The sequence below is a fragment of the Novosphingobium lentum NBRC 107847 genome (genome assembly GCF_001590965.1).
In the GTDB taxonomy this organism is placed as follows: Bacteria; Pseudomonadota; Alphaproteobacteria; order Sphingomonadales; family Sphingomonadaceae; genus Novosphingobium; species Novosphingobium lentum.
The window spans coordinates 17,134-33,629 of the sequence record NZ_BCTW01000023.1 but is presented as its reverse complement, the minus strand read 5'-3'; the positions used below and the strand labels follow the sequence as shown (position 1 = coordinate 33,629).

General features: G+C 62.6%; 12 protein-coding genes. 4 read left to right on the top strand and 8 right to left on the bottom strand.

What is annotated here, in order from left to right:
- Nucleotides 1–36: 36 nt before the first annotated feature.
- A complete protein-coding gene (gene uvrB, locus NL2_RS17650; RefSeq protein ID WP_068077270.1) occupies nt 37–2,223 on the bottom strand; it encodes an excinuclease ABC subunit UvrB in 2,187 nt (728 codons plus the stop codon).
- Between the two features lie 501 nt (nt 2,224–2,724).
- On the opposite strand from uvrB, the gene NL2_RS17645 reads away from it, so the two are divergent.
- The gene (locus NL2_RS17645) at nt 2,725–4,128 is read left to right on the top strand and encodes an MmgE/PrpD family protein (RefSeq protein ID WP_245647744.1); all 1,404 of its coding nucleotides are present in this window, start codon (nt 2,725–2,727) and stop codon (nt 4,126–4,128) included.
- 44 nt (nt 4,129–4,172) lie between these two features.
- On the opposite strand, the gene NL2_RS17640 is transcribed toward NL2_RS17645, so the two are convergent.
- The 3 genes from NL2_RS17640 to NL2_RS21265 are packed head-to-tail and all read right to left on the bottom strand — an operon-like array spanning nt 4,173 to nt 7,377.
- Nucleotides 4,173–4,739: an LbetaH domain-containing protein gene (locus NL2_RS17640; protein WP_068077208.1), complete on the bottom strand. Its 567-nt coding sequence runs from the start codon at nt 4,737–4,739 to the stop codon at nt 4,173–4,175.
- Nucleotides 4,736–5,866 carry a glycosyltransferase gene (locus tag NL2_RS17635; protein ID WP_068077206.1) on the bottom strand — a complete coding sequence of 377 codons (1,131 nt, stop codon included), beginning with the start codon at nt 5,864–5,866 and terminating at the stop codon, nt 4,736–4,738. Before NL2_RS17635 ends, NL2_RS17640 begins: the two co-directional genes overlap by 4 nt.
- Nucleotides 5,863–7,377 carry an O-antigen polymerase gene (locus tag NL2_RS21265; protein ID WP_157083236.1) on the bottom strand — a complete coding sequence of 505 codons (1,515 nt, stop codon included), beginning with the start codon at nt 7,375–7,377 and terminating at the stop codon, nt 5,863–5,865. The genes NL2_RS17635 and NL2_RS21265 overlap by 4 nt, the downstream gene beginning before the upstream one ends.
- A gap of 579 nt (nt 7,378–7,956) precedes the next feature.
- Between NL2_RS21265 and NL2_RS17625 the strand changes: the two genes are divergently transcribed.
- Complete coding sequence (locus tag NL2_RS17625; protein WP_068077202.1) at nt 7,957–9,186, top strand: acyltransferase family protein; 1,230 nt, start codon at nt 7,957–7,959, stop codon at nt 9,184–9,186.
- 286 nt (nt 9,187–9,472) lie between these two features.
- A complete protein-coding gene (locus tag NL2_RS17620) occupies nt 9,473–10,147 on the top strand; it encodes a sulfotransferase family 2 domain-containing protein (protein ID WP_068077200.1) in 675 nt (224 codons plus the stop codon).
- 61 nt (nt 10,148–10,208) lie between these two features.
- Here NL2_RS17620 and NL2_RS17615 read toward each other — a convergent pair whose 3' ends face one another.
- The 4 genes from NL2_RS17615 to NL2_RS17600 all read right to left on the bottom strand — a co-directional run bounded on the left by NL2_RS17615 (nt 10,209) and on the right by NL2_RS17600 (nt 15,097).
- Entirely contained in the window at nt 10,209–11,186 is a 978-nt protein-coding gene (locus NL2_RS17615) for a UDP-glucuronic acid decarboxylase family protein (RefSeq protein WP_068077198.1), read from the bottom strand.
- Nucleotides 11,186–12,376, bottom strand: a complete 1,191-nt coding sequence (locus NL2_RS17610) for a glycosyltransferase (protein WP_157083234.1) — start codon at nt 12,374–12,376, stop codon at nt 11,186–11,188. The genes NL2_RS17615 and NL2_RS17610 overlap by 1 nt, the downstream gene beginning before the upstream one ends.
- A 97-nt stretch (nt 12,377–12,473) precedes the next feature.
- Complete coding sequence (locus NL2_RS17605; RefSeq protein WP_157083233.1) at nt 12,474–14,753, bottom strand: restriction endonuclease subunit S domain-containing protein; 2,280 nt, start codon at nt 14,751–14,753, stop codon at nt 12,474–12,476.
- Nucleotides 14,669–15,097, bottom strand: coding sequence for a hypothetical protein (locus NL2_RS17600; protein WP_157083232.1), 429 nt, complete (start codon nt 15,095–15,097; stop codon nt 14,669–14,671). Before NL2_RS17600 ends, NL2_RS17605 begins: the two co-directional genes overlap by 85 nt.
- A 146-nt stretch (nt 15,098–15,243) precedes the next feature.
- Here NL2_RS17600 and NL2_RS17595 point away from each other — a divergent pair, with 146 nt between their 5' ends.
- A complete protein-coding gene (locus tag NL2_RS17595) occupies nt 15,244–16,485 on the top strand; it encodes a glycosyltransferase family 4 protein (protein WP_068077189.1) in 1,242 nt (413 codons plus the stop codon).
- Nucleotides 16,486–16,496: the final 11 nt, after the last annotated feature.

The following is a 16,496-nucleotide window of genomic DNA, read 5'->3' as shown; positions in this document are numbered from 1 at the left end:
GCCGTCGGTTTAAGCATTACGCTTTAAGGGCGAACCTCACCGCCCCCACTTCTTCTGCGATTTGCCGTACCGCGTCTTCCGCGTGCCCGGCTTGCCCTCGTTGCTCCGGCCCACCAGTGGCGCTTTCTTCTCGCCGTCCGGGATGCCGAGCTCGTCGGCTTCCAGCCGGCGGATCTCGTCGCGCAGGCGGCCGGCTTCCTCGAATTCCAGGTCGGCGGCAGCGTTGCGCATGCGCTTTTCAAGGTCCTCGATGTAGCCGCGCAAGTTGTGGCCAACCAGGTTGTTGCGTTCCGGATCGCCGATCTCGATCAGCACGCCGTCGCGGCTGGCGGAGTGGGCGACGATATCCTGGATGCCGCGCTTGATCGAGGCCGGGGTGATGTTGTGTTCTTCGTTGTACTCGACCTGCTTGGCGCGGCGGCGGTCGGTTTCGGCGATCGCGCGTTCCATGCTGCCGGTCATGCGGTCGGCGTAAAGGATCACCCGGCCGTCGATGTTGCGCGCGGCGCGGCCGATGGTCTGGATGAGGCTGGTTTCGCTGCGCAGGAAGCCTTCCTTGTCGGCATCGAGGATGCACACCAGCCCGCATTCGGGGATGTCGAGCCCTTCGCGCAGCAGGTTGATGCCCACCAGCACGTCGTACACCCCCAGCCGCAGATCGCGGATCAGCTCGATGCGTTCGAGCGTTTCCACGTCGGAGTGCATGTAACGCACCCGCAGGCCCGCCTCGTGCATGAACTCGGTCAGGTCCTCGGCCATGCGCTTGGTCAGCGTGGTGACCAGCGTGCGGTAGCCGACGGCGGCCACCTTGCGGCATTCCTCGATGCAGTCCTGCACCTGGTCCTCGACCGGGCGGATCAGCACCGGCGGATCGATCAGCCCGGTGGGGCGGATCACCTGTTCGGCGAACACGCCGCCCGATTGCTCCATCTCCCAGCTGCCCGGCGTGGCCGACACCGCGATCGTCTGCGGGCGCATCGCGTCCCATTCGTTGAAGCGCAGCGGGCGGTTGTCGATGCAGCTGGGCAGGCGGAAGCCGTATTCGGCCAGCGTGATCTTGCGGCGGTGATCGCCCTTGGCCATCGCACCCACTTGCGGCACCGTCTGGTGGCTTTCATCGACGAACAGCAGCGCGTTTTCGGGCAGGTATTCGAACAATGTCGGTGGCGGTTCGCCCGGCAGCCGCCCGGTGAGGAACCGGCTGTAGTTCTCGATCCCGGCGCAGCTGCCGGTGGCGGCGATCATCTCCAGGTCGAAGTTGGTGCGCTGTTCCAGCCGCTGCGCTTCCAGCAGCTTGCCCTCGATCTCCAGCTCTTTCAGCCGCTCGGCCAGTTCGAAGCGGATCGCCTGCGCGGCCTGCTGCATCGTCGGGCCGGGGGTGACGTAGTGCGAGTTGGCATAGACGCGCACGGTGGCAAGGTGCGTACCCGCCTTGCCGGTCAGCGGATCGAACTCGGCGATGTCCTCGATCTCGTCGCCGAAGAACGAGATGCGCCAGGCCCGGTCTTCATAATGCGACGGGTAGATTTCCAGGCTGTCGCCGCGCACGCGGAAGTTGCCGCGCTGGAACGCCGCATCGTTGCGCTTGTACTGCAGCGCCACCAGCTTGCGGATGATCTCGCGCTGATCGACCGTGTCGCCCTTCTTCAAGTCGAAGATCATCGCCGAATACGTCTCGACCGAGCCGATGCCGTACAGGCACGAGACCGAGGCGACGATGATCACGTCATCCCGCTCCAGCAGCGCGCGGGTGGCCGAATGGCGCATCCGGTCGATCGCCTCGTTCACCGAGCTTTCCTTCTCGATGTAGGTGTCGGAGCGGGGGACGTAGGCTTCGGGCTGGTAGTAATCGTAGTACGAGACGAAATATTCCACCGCGTTGTCGGGGAAAAAGCTCTTGAACTCGCCATAAAGCTGCGCGGCGAGGATCTTGTTCGGCGCCAGGATCAGCGCGGGTCGCTGCAGTTCCTCGATCACCTTGGCCATGGTGAAGGTCTTGCCCGATCCGGTCACGCCCAGCAGCACCTGGGTCATATCGCCCTCGCGCGCGGCGGCGACGAGATCGGCGATCGCGGTCGGCTGGTCGCCCGCCGGCTCGTATTCTGAACTGATGACGAACGGCTTGCCGCCGTCCGACTTGTCGGGGCGCGCCGGCTTGTGCGGGGTGAAGGCGCCGGAAGTATCGGGCTCTGCCAGCCCGCGGCGGATAACGAGTTCGGCCATCCGCGACATATGGGGAACATCGCGCCCCGGCGCAATGCGCTGGCGGGCACAATCGGCCTTCGCCAGCTTCACTAACTTTGCCCGAGTGGCCTGCGAATGGTTTCGAGCGCGAGTCGCGCAGGCGGCGGAAATGCCGTGGCGTTTCAACAGGTTGCAACGATGGCAAAGAACCCGGCGAGTCTAGACGCGGACGGGGCGTGTAGGACAGGGGAAATTGTGGCTCGTCCCTGCCCGATTGCACAGCGCGACTTGTGCGATGCGAGGTTGGTGGCGGGGCGATCGCATGTGTCGAACCGGGCCTGCTGGCTTCTGCCGCGAATTGTGCCACACTGGCCCGCGAGCGGGCGGGAAGCCGGCCATCTTGCGGAGGGCTTTGCCATGACCGACAATCTGATCCTTGCGGGCGAGGCTCCGGCCGGTGCGATCCCCGCGCCCGCGCCATCCCCGATTCCTGTGACATCCCCCTTTCCTGTGACATCCCCCGTTCCTGTGACGGCCGGCGTGGCCGACGATCCGGCGGGAGCGTTGGCGCGGATGGTCATCGAGACGCCGTATGAGGCCATTCCCGCAGCCGTGATCGCGCTGGCCAAGCGCGCGATCCTCGATACGCTGTCGGTGCTGATCGCGGGGTCGAGCTGGGAAGTGGTGCCCGGCATCGTCGATCTGGTCGCCGAATGGGGCGGTGCAGAGCAGGGCACGGTGCTGGTCTACGGCCACCGCGTGCCCGCGCCGATGGCCGCGTTCGCCAACGGGGTGATGGCGCGCGCGATCGACATGGGCGATGTCCACGAAACCGGCGGGCATGTCACCGAATGGAATGTGCCGACCATGCTGTCCGCACTGGGGCTGGCCGACCGGCCGGTGACCGGGCGCGAATTCCTCGCCGCCTATGTCACCGGCGCGGAGCTGAGCGTGCGGTGCAGCGCGGCGCTGAACATGCCGCGCTACCAGCCCGTCGCGGGCATTCCGGGCGAATGGTACGGATCGCTGTGCAGCGCCGCGTCGGTCTCACGCATGCTGGGCCGCAGCGTGGACGAGACGTGGAATGCGCTGGGCATCTGTTATTCGGTGCACAGCCTGTCGGAACACTCCAAGTATGCCGAGGGCACGCAGATGGCGCGGGTGCAACATTCGTTCGCGGGCGATACCGCGATCAAGGCGGTGTTGCTGACCCGGCGCGGCGTCACCGGACCGCGCGGCATCTTTCGCGGCGAACCGGCGGGCATCCTGCGCCACGTCGGCTGGGACGACGTCAATCCGGAACGCCTGACCGATGGGCTGGGCACGCGCTGGCACCTGGCCGAAGGGCTGTCGATGAAGCCGTACCCGGCGTGCAAATTCACCCACTCGTTCATCGCCAGCACGATCACGCTGATGCAGCGCCACGCCATCGACCACCGCATGATCGCGCGGATCGATGCCGTGGGCAGCAACGGCGCCCGCATGACGTTCGAGCCGGCGCAGGCCAAGTGGCACCCGGTGACCGTGCCCGAAGCGATGTTCAGCGCGCCCTATGCGATCGCCACTGCCGCGATCGAGCAACGCTTCTTCCTTGATGACCTGCATCCCGCCGAGATCGCCCGCGCCGACAAGCGCGCGCTGATGGAGCGCATCCACATCACGTTCGATGCCGCCAATCCGCAGGAGTTCGAGGGCTTTCCCGTGGCGATCACCTTGCGCGACGGCACCGTGCACCGCTGCACGACGCCGTTCACCAAGGGCCACACGGACAATCCGTTCAGCACGCAAGACCAGATCGCCAAGCTGGCGGCCTGCGCCCGGTTCGCCGCCGTGCCGTTTGCGGACGAACGCCTCGCGGAACTGGTGCGGTTGTGCGGCGACCTGGAACACGTGCCCGACATGCAGGCGGTGGTCGACGTGCTCACGCCCGGTCGCGGGGCCTGACGCAGGCGGACAGACCCGACTGCGGCGGACGGCCCGACGGCGGGTTACTCGGCCCGCAACCCGCGCTGCTTCACGAACACCGCCGGATTGCCCGAAAACACGGCGTCTTCGGGCACGTCGGTGAACAGGGCCGCGCGTGCGCCCAGCACCGCGCGGTCGGCCATCATCACGCCGGGGCCGACGAACGCCTCGGCCGCGACCCAGCAGCGTTCGCCGATCGTGACCGGGCGCAGCACCAGCTGGAACGCGGGATCGCGCACGTCGTGGGTGCTGGCGCAGATGTGCGCGCGCTGCGAGATGACCGTGCGCGCACCGATCGCGATGTGGCCCTGGTTGTAGATCCGCACGCCCGGCCCGATCAGCGCATGCTCGCCCAGCGTCAGGTTGGCGGGCAGCCAGATCATGACGCTGGCATGCACGCGCGCGCCGGGTGCGATCCGCGCGCCGAACAGGCGCAGGATCCGGCGGCGCCAGCGGTGCAGCGGCGGCGGGGTGAACCGCGCCAGCACCAGCCACGTCGCCATCCACACCACGCGCAGCATCCTGTTGCGCAGCGAAAAGCTGGCGCCGCCCTCAAGCGGGCGTGTCGCCTGCGCGTCGAGCAGCGTCATGCCGCCGCCTGCGCCTTCAGCGCCGCGCCATAGGCCTGCGCCCATTGCGCCGCGACGGCGGCCTGCGAAAACTGCGTATCGGCCAACGCGCGGGCCGCGTCCGACATGCGGCTCCAGCCCGCATCGTTCAGTCCCAGCCCCGCGGTAAGCGCGGCGGCGATGGCGGGCGCATCGTAGCCGCAGCGGATCGCGGCACCGGCATCGAACCCGATGGCCAGATTGCATTCCTCGGTCATCACCGTCGGCACGCCGCTGGCCCAGGCTTCGAGCATCGCCATCGGCAGGCCTTCGCTGTGCGACGGCAGCACCACCAGCCGCGCTTCGGCCAGCAACTTCGCCTTGCGCTCGCCGAACACCGGCCCGAGGAATTCGACCGAGCCGTCGGCGGTGGCGATCGCCGCTTCCAGCTCGGCGACGTCGGCGGGATCGCCCCAGCCAGCGATCAGCAGCCGCGCGCCAGCGGGTCGGTTGGCCTGCAGCCAGCCCTGGGCCAGCGCCACCAGGTTCTTCTTGGGATGCACGCGGCCGATGTAGACGACGTTCCGGCCGGCCGGCGCGGCGGTGGCAGGGGCCAGCGCCGGCCCGGCATTGGGGATCACCAGGCTGTCGCTGCGCCCGCTCTCGCGCGCGATGTCGGTCGCCTCGCGCGCGGTCAGCGCATGCAGCGCGGCGGCGCGGGCCCAGCTTGCGCGCTCATAGCCGATCCGCGCGATCCGCTTCTTCCAGCGCCCCCGCGCGGTGATCCACGGGTCGAGCATGCCGTGCGGCGAGACAAAATAGGGCCGCCCGGTGCGCGCCGCCCATGCGGCGCCCGCGCGCGACGGGTACATCCAGATCCCGTGCAGGTGCAGGATATCGAGGTTGGCGGCGCACAGCGCCTTGACCATGTCCGGGGCATATCCGACCTGGCGCGGGCCGACGATGCGCAGCAGATCAACCGCGCACCCCTGGAGCCGGTCCTTGTCATGGGCGGCGTCGGCATCGTCGAGTGCAAACACCCGCACCTCTCCGCCCAGCGACCGGATCAGCGCGGCGTGCGCCACGACCGCTTCGAACACGCCGCCGCCCGATCGCGAGGCCGATGCTGTCAGCAGCCCGACGCGGCGCCCCGCAAGCGGTCCGCTCACGTCGGGCCCTGTTCCAGCTTCATCCGCCGCAGCGCCTCGCGCCGGCGGCGCACGGCTGGTGGCACGAACACGACCTGGGCGGTTTGCGGGACGGTCGATGCGGCCGTCCCCGGCAGCAGCGGTTGCGCAGACTGCGCCGCCTCTGCGCCATTCGTCACGAAGGTCCGCCGCATCTTCAACACGGCGCGACGGCGCATTTCCCCGGCGCTGGGAATTTGCAGCGTCTTCGCCAGAGCATACCACACCGCGATCGGGAGCAAGAAAAATGCCGTCTGACGAATAATGGTGAGAAGAACGCCATCGCGAAAGCCCACAATCAAACTGGTAACGAACACCATGTACGTTGCCACTACCATCGTCGATTGCGATCCTTCGACGAATTTGCGGTAGAACAGGCCGAGGACATGGCCGAACAACCCGCACCAGATCACCACACCGGCCCAGCCAAACGCATACCAGCCTTCGCCGGGAAGCGATCGTGTCATGCCAATCGGATAACCATAGTCCAAGAGGTCGAAGAGTTTGATCGGCTCACCAATCGGCTTTCCCGTCCAGAATTTCCGCGGGATTGGCTCGGTGAAAATCTGCAGATTGTCGAGGAAGTAGCCGTAGGTCTTGGTCCGCTGGGGAATAGCGTACACGAGGTATTCGAAAAACTCCATGTTCGCGTAGTCCATGCTCTCGAGCGGACGCAGGCCTTTATCCTGACGTTCTGCCGCAACTGCGGAAATCTCGCGACTGTCCAGCGTCAAATACGCTTTGATCGATGCGCCGCGATCATCGCCTACGACGCGAAAGAGCACGACAATCGGTATCAACAGGAGAATTAGCCGAATGCCGGGAAATCGCAGCTGTTTCTCATAGAGGAACAGCAGTCCGGTCGTTGCCATTGCGGCGACGAACGGACCCCGTTGACCGGTCCCTCCCAGCAAAGCAATGTAGATGATCAGTGGAATCAGCGAATAAAGCCTAAATCGATTTACCCAGGCAAAAATGGCACAAAGTGGGATAAGCATAAGCTGCCCATCCGTGAGATAACCATTCCCTGTTGTGTTGATCGATATACCGGTACCTCTATCGAGTACCATGTTTTCAAAACCATAAGAGTAGAGGTGAACAGCTGAATATACCGCAAATGGCCCACAAATGGCGAGAACCCAAATAAAAGAGCTCGCCAAACGTCGTTTTTCTTCCTCGGCGAACTCATCTTGTTTAAACTGAAGTTTCAATGACCCGGACCTGAGGCAGAAAAATGCAAAAGATATGTAGCCAAGGTTCGATGCCAAAATGACAGTTATCTTGTCGTCGATAGTGGGGTGAAAGCCATAGGCATAGTACAGCATACTATAGTCATAAAAATAAGCCAGAAATGGCCTTATTACAAAGGTCAGCCCATGAAATGCGGTATAAAACGTCAACGGGTGATGCAGGGAAAAGGCGTCGGATTTTAAAAAATAGGCTGAAACCAAAATAAATGTCAGCAAGGACAGGCACATCGTGACGAAATACATAGCTGACCTTTCAGCGTCCTAGATCGCACAGTGGCGACGCCGTCACCAACACGGAAATGCACTGTTCCATCATTGCTCGTCCGACAAAAACCCGACGGAGACGCTTCGGGCCGTCGTCGGCCACGCCTGGATACCGCGAGGATATGGCTGTACACGTCGAGATATCCCGCGCTCAATTGCTGCCATTGAAACCCCGGTGATCGCTACAAATGTGCCATGTGTGGGGGATCCATCCCATCGCACGGGGTTTGCCATCCGAGTGCCTGTCGCCCCATTCGTCATCAAACCATTCCCACAACTGCCCAGCCGCCAACTTCCCAATTGCAGCGGTGTTCAAAAAGGGTGCGCCACCATTTTACCCATCCGAGGCGGTGGTCGGCCACGATCATCCTCGAGCGGGGTTGTGCGCATGCGAAACCTTTATGCGGACGGTTTGCTGCAGGCAAGGAAATCTGCACCATCGGCCGAGGGTCTTGCCAGAAGGGAGCGCCGGATGACGAGGGCCGGACGGGTCCGGCCTTCGGTTGACCTTGGTTGCCGTAGCTTGCTATTGCATCTGCGAACGTCGAGGGAAGCTCAATGACTTTGAAGAATGCTCTCGACCAGAACAGGGGCATTGGGCCCGGCTTCCATTTTCTGAGGCACGCGCTTTCGATCGCCATCGTTCTGTTTCACTGCCGCCAGGTGGTCTACTGGGCGCACAGCGCAGACCTGCTGGCCGCGGCCGGCATCACCAATGCTGGTGCTGCCGGCGCCGCTGCAGAAGCATCCCAGGCCGGGCCAGTGCATTTCACGCTTCAGGAAATGATACGCCCGGCATTCCATTCGATGGTGGGCCTGTTTTTTGCGCTCAGTGGCTTCCTGATCGCCGGCAGTGCCCTTCGCACCGGCAGCATTCCTAAGTTTTTTGCCAACCGCGTGCTGCGGATCTTTCCGGCATTGTCGGTGGAAACCTTGCTGTCGGCGTTCATCCTCGGCCCGCTCGTTACGGCCTTGCCGCTAGGCGCCTATTTCACCGACCCGGAATTCTTCCGCTATTTTGGCAACATCGTCGGTTGGGTGTATTTTTATCTGCCTGGTGTGTTCCTCAACAATCCTGATCCGAGGGTGGTCAATGGTCAGCTCTGGACGCTGCCGTCGGAATTCTATTGCTATCTGATCATGCTGGTTTGCCTGGCGACAGGTATCATCAACCGCAGAAATCTGTTTCTCGGCATCGGGATCGCGGGCGTGATATTGATGGTCGTGCTGTTTTATCACGATCCCGTTCACTACAATCCCAAGCACCAAAATTTCTTCACACCGTGGTATATTGTCGTGATATTCTGGTTCGGCGTCATATTTTTCCTGCATGCTGACAAAGTAAAGCTGCGATTGTGGATGTTCTTGGCGTCAATTGTCATTTATTGGGCAATAGTATTTTTCGGTGTGCTCACTCCACTGGCAGGCATATTTTTGACGTATTGCATGGTCTACATCGGATTCGTTCGGTTCCCGTGGTGGGATCGTCTCGTCAAGTCGGACTATTCGTATGGACTGTTCCTGTACCATTTCCCGATCCTGCAGGCGTACATGTACTTCCTTGGCCCCGTGTTCAAAGGCGTGCCGCTGATTGTGCAGTTTGTCACGATTGTCGTGCTCGGCTTGTCGACCACTCTGGCATTTGCCGCCGCATCATGGCGCTTCATCGAAAAACCGGCCCTGTCGCTTCGGACGGTTTTTGCCAAAACGAAGCCCGTCGTTGAGGAAGCGGAGCCCAAGGCCACTATCGCGCCATCAGGCATCATCGCAGTCGCACCTGCGGACTGACCCCGCATGCGGGGCGATCACTCGCGCCGCCGTCGATGGCCTGCCTTTAGCTGGTAGGGCATTGTGTTCAGGCGCTTCGGTCGCGTGCGATCCGACAGTGGCTTATCTGGCGCCTGTTTCATTTCAGATGCCCCAAAAATCGCAGATTTCTCAAAAATCCGCACCATTTCGGTGGACCAATAATTACAGACCTGTCATGATTTTATCGAAAGTTAGTGGGGGTCGCGTCAGTGGAATTGTTTCAATCCGGCCTGCGTCGATCTGGTTTGCGCGTGTACCTGTGCGCATGACTGACCTGTTCCGTCAATCCGTCGTCAAGATAACCCCCGAGCACATTCTACAGAAAATCCGTGCGCGCCGCCGCAGTTCGCTGTTCATCAACAAGGGCGTCGTGTTCGTGCATGTGCCGCGGACCGCGGGCACCAGCATCTGCGATGACATTTTTGGCCGTTTTATCGGCCATTTCGGCCTCGCGGATTTTCAGGCCGTCGCATCAAAAGAGGCCTGGCACCTGCCCCGGTTCACAATTGCGCGCAATCCATGGGACAGGGCGGTATCGGCGTGGCATTTTGCCAAAGTCGGCAAGATCCGCAATTCGCGCAACACCGTCAAGGTGCTCAATCCGGCGCGTTACGCGGTTCCCGCGTTCGACCGATTCGACACGTTCGTGCTCGAATGGCTGGCCCGCCAGAACCTCAGTCGAGCGGATGGCATTTTCAGGCCGCAATTCGAATACATGCTCGACATGAACGGCGAGCTATCGTTCGATCACATTGGTCGTCTCGAAAACCTGGACCTGACCAGCGATTGGCTGTCCGCAACACTGGCGCGCCCGATCAAATTTTCATGGCAGAACCGGACCGACCGCACTGACTACCAGTCATACTACACCCCCGAACTCAGAGATGAGATCGGCCGGATCTATGCGAGAGACATCGCACTGCTCGACTACTCATTCTGAGCCGGTCCACTTGCTGGAGCCATCAGGCTCCAGCTTCAGTTCGCAGGCGGGCCGGGTGTCGTCACCCCTCGCGGGCGACGACACCGCGGAAATAGTCGATCGTCTTGACCAGACCTTCGCGTAGCGGGATCGTCACGTCCCAGCCCAGCGTTTCCTTGGCCTTGCTGATGTCGGGCCGGCGCTGCTTGGGATCGTCCTGCGGCAGCGGGCGATGTTCCAGCCTGGATGTGCTGCCGGTCAGCTCGATCACGATCTGCGCCAGTTCGAGCATGGTGAACTCGCCCGGGTTGCCCAGGTTGATCGGCCCGGTCACCTCGTTGGGGGTGGCCATCATCGCCATGAACCCGCGCACCAGATCATCGACATAGCAGAACGAGCGCGTCTGCTGGCCATCGCCGTAAATGGTGATGTCTTGTCCGCGCAGGGCCTGGACGATGAAGTTGGACACCACCCGCCCGTCGTTGGGGTGCATGTGCGGGCCATAGGTGTTGAAAATCCGGATCACCTTGATCGGGATGCCGTGCTGACGGTTGTAATCGAAGAACAGCGTCTCGGCGCAGCGCTTGCCTTCGTCATAGCAGCTGCGCGGGCCGATCGGGTTGACGTTGCCCCAGTACGATTCGACTTGCGGATGGACCGAGGGATCGCCGTAGACCTCGCTGGTGGAGGCTTGCAGGATCGGCGCGCGCAGCCGCTTGGCCAGGCCCAGCATGTTGACCGCGCCGACGACGCTGGTCTTGGTCGTCTGCACCGGATCGAACTGGTAGTGCACGGGCGAGGCCGGGCAGGCGAGGTTGTAGATCTCGTCCACCTCGACATAGAGCGGGAACGTCACGTCGTGGCGCATCAGCTCGAAGCTGTCGTGATCGAGCAGCGGCGCAATATTGGCGCGCGTGCCGGTGAAGAAGTTGTCGACGCACAGCACTTCGTGACCCTGTTCGATCAGCCGCGCGCACAAGTGCGAGCCGATGAACCCGGCGCCACCGGTGACCAGAACCCGCTTGCGCGTCGAATACCGGGAAATATGTTGCGTCGCCATCAGCCGTGCAGCTCCATTTGTGCCAGGAAATCGGTAATGCGGCGCTTGGCCGCGTCGTTGTCGGGGTACAGCAGCAGTTCCACCGCATCGGCAAGCCGTTCGGTATCGCCCATCCAGGCGCGTTCGTGCGATGCGGCCACCATGCGCGTCCAGGTCGGCTCATCCGACAGCTCGAACATGGCCCGGGCGATGCCATCCACCGATTCAGGCTCGATCACGTAACCGTTGACCAGATTGCGGACCAGCGCGTCGCGCGACCCGACCGCAGTCGAGACGATCGCGGGCAAGCCGAACGCAAGCGCCTCGTTCACCACCAGGCCCCACTGCTCCTCGGTGCTGACCAGCAGCAGCGCGAGCGATCCCGCCAGCATGTGCGACACTTCGTGCGCGGGCAGGAAGCCAGGCAGATCGACCAGATCGGTGACGCCCAGTTCCGCAATGCGGGCGCGCAGCGCGGGTTCTTCCGCGCCCGACCCGATCAGTAGCAGCCGCCGCGCGTCCTTGCCTGCCAGCGCAACATAGGCGGCATAGCCTTCGACCAGACAGAGCAGGTTTTTCTTCGCGACGAAACGTCCGACATAGGTGAACGGGCGTTCGGCGAATGCGCGCCCATCCGGTGCCAGCACGCCACCGCCCTGCGTGCGGACACGCTCGACACCCACGCAATCGTAGCCTGGCAGGACTCGCCGGCGCCGGAAGCGCAGGAAGCGGAAATACTCCATATGACGGCGCGATCCCACGATCGCGGCACCGTAAGCCCACAGAACGACCGACTTGAGCAGTTCGAACCCGGATGAACGCGGAAAATCGTCGAACTTGGATTCGCTCATCACGACCACGCGCACGCCAATCACGCGCAACAGCCACGACAGCATGATCGCATCCCAGTTCGAATAACTCACGCCGACCAGCACCATGTCGCATCGGCGCAGCGCCGCGAACAAGGCGCGAAATCGGCGAAATGCGCTTACCGAATCGTACGACTGGCCCGGAAACAGGGTGACCTTGCGCGCGCCGGGCACATCACCCGAAGGTTCCCAAGCATAAGCCTCGGACGTTGTCGCGACTTCCACCGCGACCACCTCCACGCGTCCGGCCAATCGTCGGGCAACGGCTTCGCAACGATCGACGTGGTAGGCCGCGAACTGCGCCCAGACGAGACCGACTGAAGGTGATTTGTCCGACGCCACTCGTTCCCTCGCGCGCTACCGCACTGCAGCACAAGCTGCTTGCCTTAACGCGCCATTATGCTTTTACAAGGAATTCCGGGCCTGTGGCGGTCGAGGTTCATCGTTTCACAACTTCCACAGCCAGTGTCGTCGAAGCAAGGTCAACGGCACCACCGGTCAGGTTCGCGAGCACGACCGTGACCGTGTTTGGTGCGGAGACGTACCCGGTGATGGTCAGGCCGGCGGCATCCAATCCTAGCGCGATATCCTCCACTTTGTCCCCGAACTGGGCGCCAGCGACGGTGACGTTTGTCGTCGTAGAGGCACCCGCGGCGATAACCGGCGCATCATAGGCGATTGATCCGGTAAGCCGGAAGACGTTGTGGGCCACCGCCACCCACGTTCCGGTCCCGAGATACTTGTTGTACCGGAACGTCACGAATTCGTTCTTGCGCGACAGTACCAGCCCGCACGGCACCTTCAGGTTCGCACCCCCCACCGGGAAGCGAACCCGGCGGTCCTCCGTCCCGAAATCATAGAAGGTGAACGTGACTTCCTGCTCGTGCGCGAATTCCACGGCGGTGCCGAAGGTGATGTCCCAAGGCCCGGCCGTTGATGGATCGAGCGCATAGTCGATGTGCAATGGCGAAATGGCGGTGTTGACAGCAATCGCTTGCACTAGGCCGCCGCGGAGCAGGTTGGTGGTGTCGAACCGGGACCGCACGATGAACGGCAACGTGGGCTGCAGTCCGCCTGCGGAACCCGTAACGCGCTGCGCGATCGACGGTCCGGCCTCCAGCATGCACGAAGTCGCATCGACGTAGCCCGAAAACGCGAAGACCGAAGCGAGTGATCGACCGTTGGCTGCCGCCACGGCAGTTCTCTGCGCCGTCACTTTCACATTGATCGAGCGAGGTCGATCGAAATACGTTCCGGCGGGAAGTCCACTAATCTGTTGCGTCAGGGTTTGCGGGCCGCGCAAGTTGAACCCGATGTTGAAGTTGTTCTGATCGGCCCAGGCGTCGATCGTCAGGCTGATATCCTGCATGTAGCCGGTCGAGGAATCGGCGTAGACGTTGGTATCGACCGTGCGGATATTGCCGCGCAGCCAGGATCCCACCAGCACGTTGCCACAATTGCGGAATGTGCAGTTGTCGAGTTCGATGAACGGCGCAACCGTCGCCTGCCGCGTTGACACAAAGTAGTTGCCCGGCGTGAAGCCGATGTCGGGGCCCCCCTGGAAGCCGATCGACACGCAATCGTAGAATTCGCAGTTGGAATACCGTCCGCCGCCGCGACCAAGCTCTTCTCCCGCCTGGAAGCCATTGCCGAAGCGCGAATTGGCGATATAGCGCTCGCCGCCCTGAACATTCAGCACGTCGCCACACGTCGTGTGGACGTGGCAGTGATCCATGATGAGTGTATTCGTGCTCGTCGCATCCTTGATGCCGGCGAAGTAGATTATTTCACCGCGGAACCGCTTGATGGTGACGTGTTCCATGACCAGCGTGCCGCTGCGGACATCCTGAATCCAGATGCCCTTGTCGGTGATGTCCCATCCCGTCAGCGTACCCGGCGGATAAATCGGCGAATGATCGGCCGTACGCTCGAGACCGCCGTCGAGGACGAAGTTGCGCAGGATCACGACGGTGTTCTGGTTGATCCCGGCCGAGTTGTTGGACCAGTAGATCCCGCCACCGCGCCAGTAATTGCCCGACACCGGGACCTGCTGCACGCTCGACAGCGAATCGGATGGCACAACCCCGCCGAAACCCTTGCGCGTCAGCACGGGTCTGAGCCCGACACCTTCCAGTGTCACGCTGCCCTTGAGCGCCACAAGGTGCCCGTCGTCGGTGAGATCGAGGCCCGTCGCGGTACGCTGCGGGGCCCACAATTCGTAAGCTGGCAGCGTCAGCTGCACGGTGCGGACGCCCGTCGCATTGGCATAGTCCAGTGTGGCCTGGAATGCAGGCTGGTCGTTGACGCCGACAATCCCGACCGCGCCGCCCTGCTCCACCGTGATCGCACCATTGACCGCGATCAGCCGAAAATAGCGGCCGTTCGCGGTCGCCTTGCAGAATGCCGGGTACGCCGTCGCCAGCGCCGGTGTCGCAAGCGCATCGCTGGCATATGTGCCGGCGCCGGCCGTGCCGGCGGCATGGCCCGATGTATGGACGCAGGTGACGGAGGGGGCGATTGTGCGGCTTGAAAGGTTCGCGAACAAGTCGACGGTGGTGATCCGCGCAAGCGCGCTGTCGGCGTCGGTGCGGGCTGCGGAGGCAGTCGCTCTGGCGATCAGGTCAAAGCCCATGGTTATTGCCCCATCCTGTAGCCAAGCGTTCCGGTCGCCACCGTGATGTCGAGATAAAGTTTTGCGGCTGCTTCGCTTTCTTCCCAAACAGGTTCGCAGATGTTGGCGCTGAAGACACCGTATGCAGCACCGTTGGCGGTGAGCGGCTGGCGCGTGGCGCCGCCGTCGGTCGATCGGGTCAGCCGGACCTGGCCCGACCACGTGCCCGTCAGCGTGATGATCACCGGTCGGCCCGGCAATGCGACAAAGGGGCCAATAACGGTGGAGGTAGCGGTGGATCCGGTCACCGGCGGAGACGCGGCGAAGGCCTGCAACGCGACGGGTAGCGGATTGCCAACCGCCACTAGGTCGGCATCGCCATTGGCATTGGCGAAGGCCACCGCCATTTCGGGAACATAACCTGCCGGAGATTTCGGGGGAAATGCAGTCAAGGCGAATCTCCTATCAGGGCTATTTATTCTGATACACTAACCTATACGGTTATTTGTAGGAAAGCAGTTTTGTTGCGGTCGAGATTTCGGCGCGCCCCAGCCTTTTTTGGGTGGCAGGCCAACGACCATCGGCTACCCACGGCGGCATGAACGTTGCCGTCTTTCACCCGGGAACCCAGCACAGCTGGCAGACCGCGCTCGCCCTCCAGCAGTTGCAGCGGCTAGAATGGTACGCCACGTCGATTTTTTACCAGCCGAATCGGTTGCCCTACCGGCTTGAACGCATCCTGCCCGCGCCGATCGGTCCTCGCCTTCACCAGGAGTTTCGGCGCTTCAGCCATCCGCAACTGGATCCGGCGCTCGTCCGCACAGCCGGTGTGATCGAATGGATCGAGCGCATCGCCCGACGCGCCAACCTGCGCGGGCTGGCGGTGCAGTTGGATGAACTGGGCAACAAGCGCTTTTCAGCCTCTATCGCCGCCGATCTGACGTCATCCAGGCCGTTCGCGATGTGGGGCTACAACGGCAGCTCGCTCGAATCGTTCGAGCTTGCCCGTGCGAATGGGCGGCGCTGCATCCTCGACCGCACCAATGGCGATTTCGCAATATATAACCAAAAGATGGCGCAGATCCGCGACGCTTATGGCGCATGGTTTCTGCCGACTGAACTTGAAATTGCCGCTTCCACCATCGCGCACGGCCGCCGCGAATACGAACTGGCTGACACGATCCTGGTCGGCAGCCCCTTCGCCGCAGCAACCATCCGCGAGGCAGTCGATGATCCGGTCACCGCCGCCAAGCTGCGGGTGCTCAACTACTGTTATGATGAAGCGCTGTTCGCGAATCTGACGCCGCCCCGTCCCGTCGACCGGTCCGGGCCGGTCAAATTCCTGTTCATGGGACTGGTGATTCCGCGCAAGGGCATCCAGCATGTGCTCGAGGCGATTGCCAGGATTCCGCCGTCGGCAGCCCATTTGACCATCGTTGGCGACATGATGATCCCCCGCAAGACATTCGCGCCCTACGCCGATCGCGTCACCCACATCCCCACCGTCGCCCGGGCCGACGTGCCCAAGATCATGCACGACCACCACGTGCTGATGCTCCCCAGCTACTTCGAGGGCGCGGGGATCGTGCTTTACGAGGCATTGGCCTCAGGCTGCGCACTGATCCAGTCACGCAATTGCGCCGAGGCTGTTACCCCCGGAACGGGCATCATGCTCGATTCTATCGATACCGAATCGGTTTACGCGGCAATGATGGCGGCAATCGAAGACCGGGACCGGCTGGATTGCTGGCGCGCTGCGGCACCGGTCGAAGCGCAGAATTACACGTTCGGGCGCTACCGCGATAATATCGCGGCGATGCTTGGTGAGCTTGGAATTTGAGACAGCGTCGC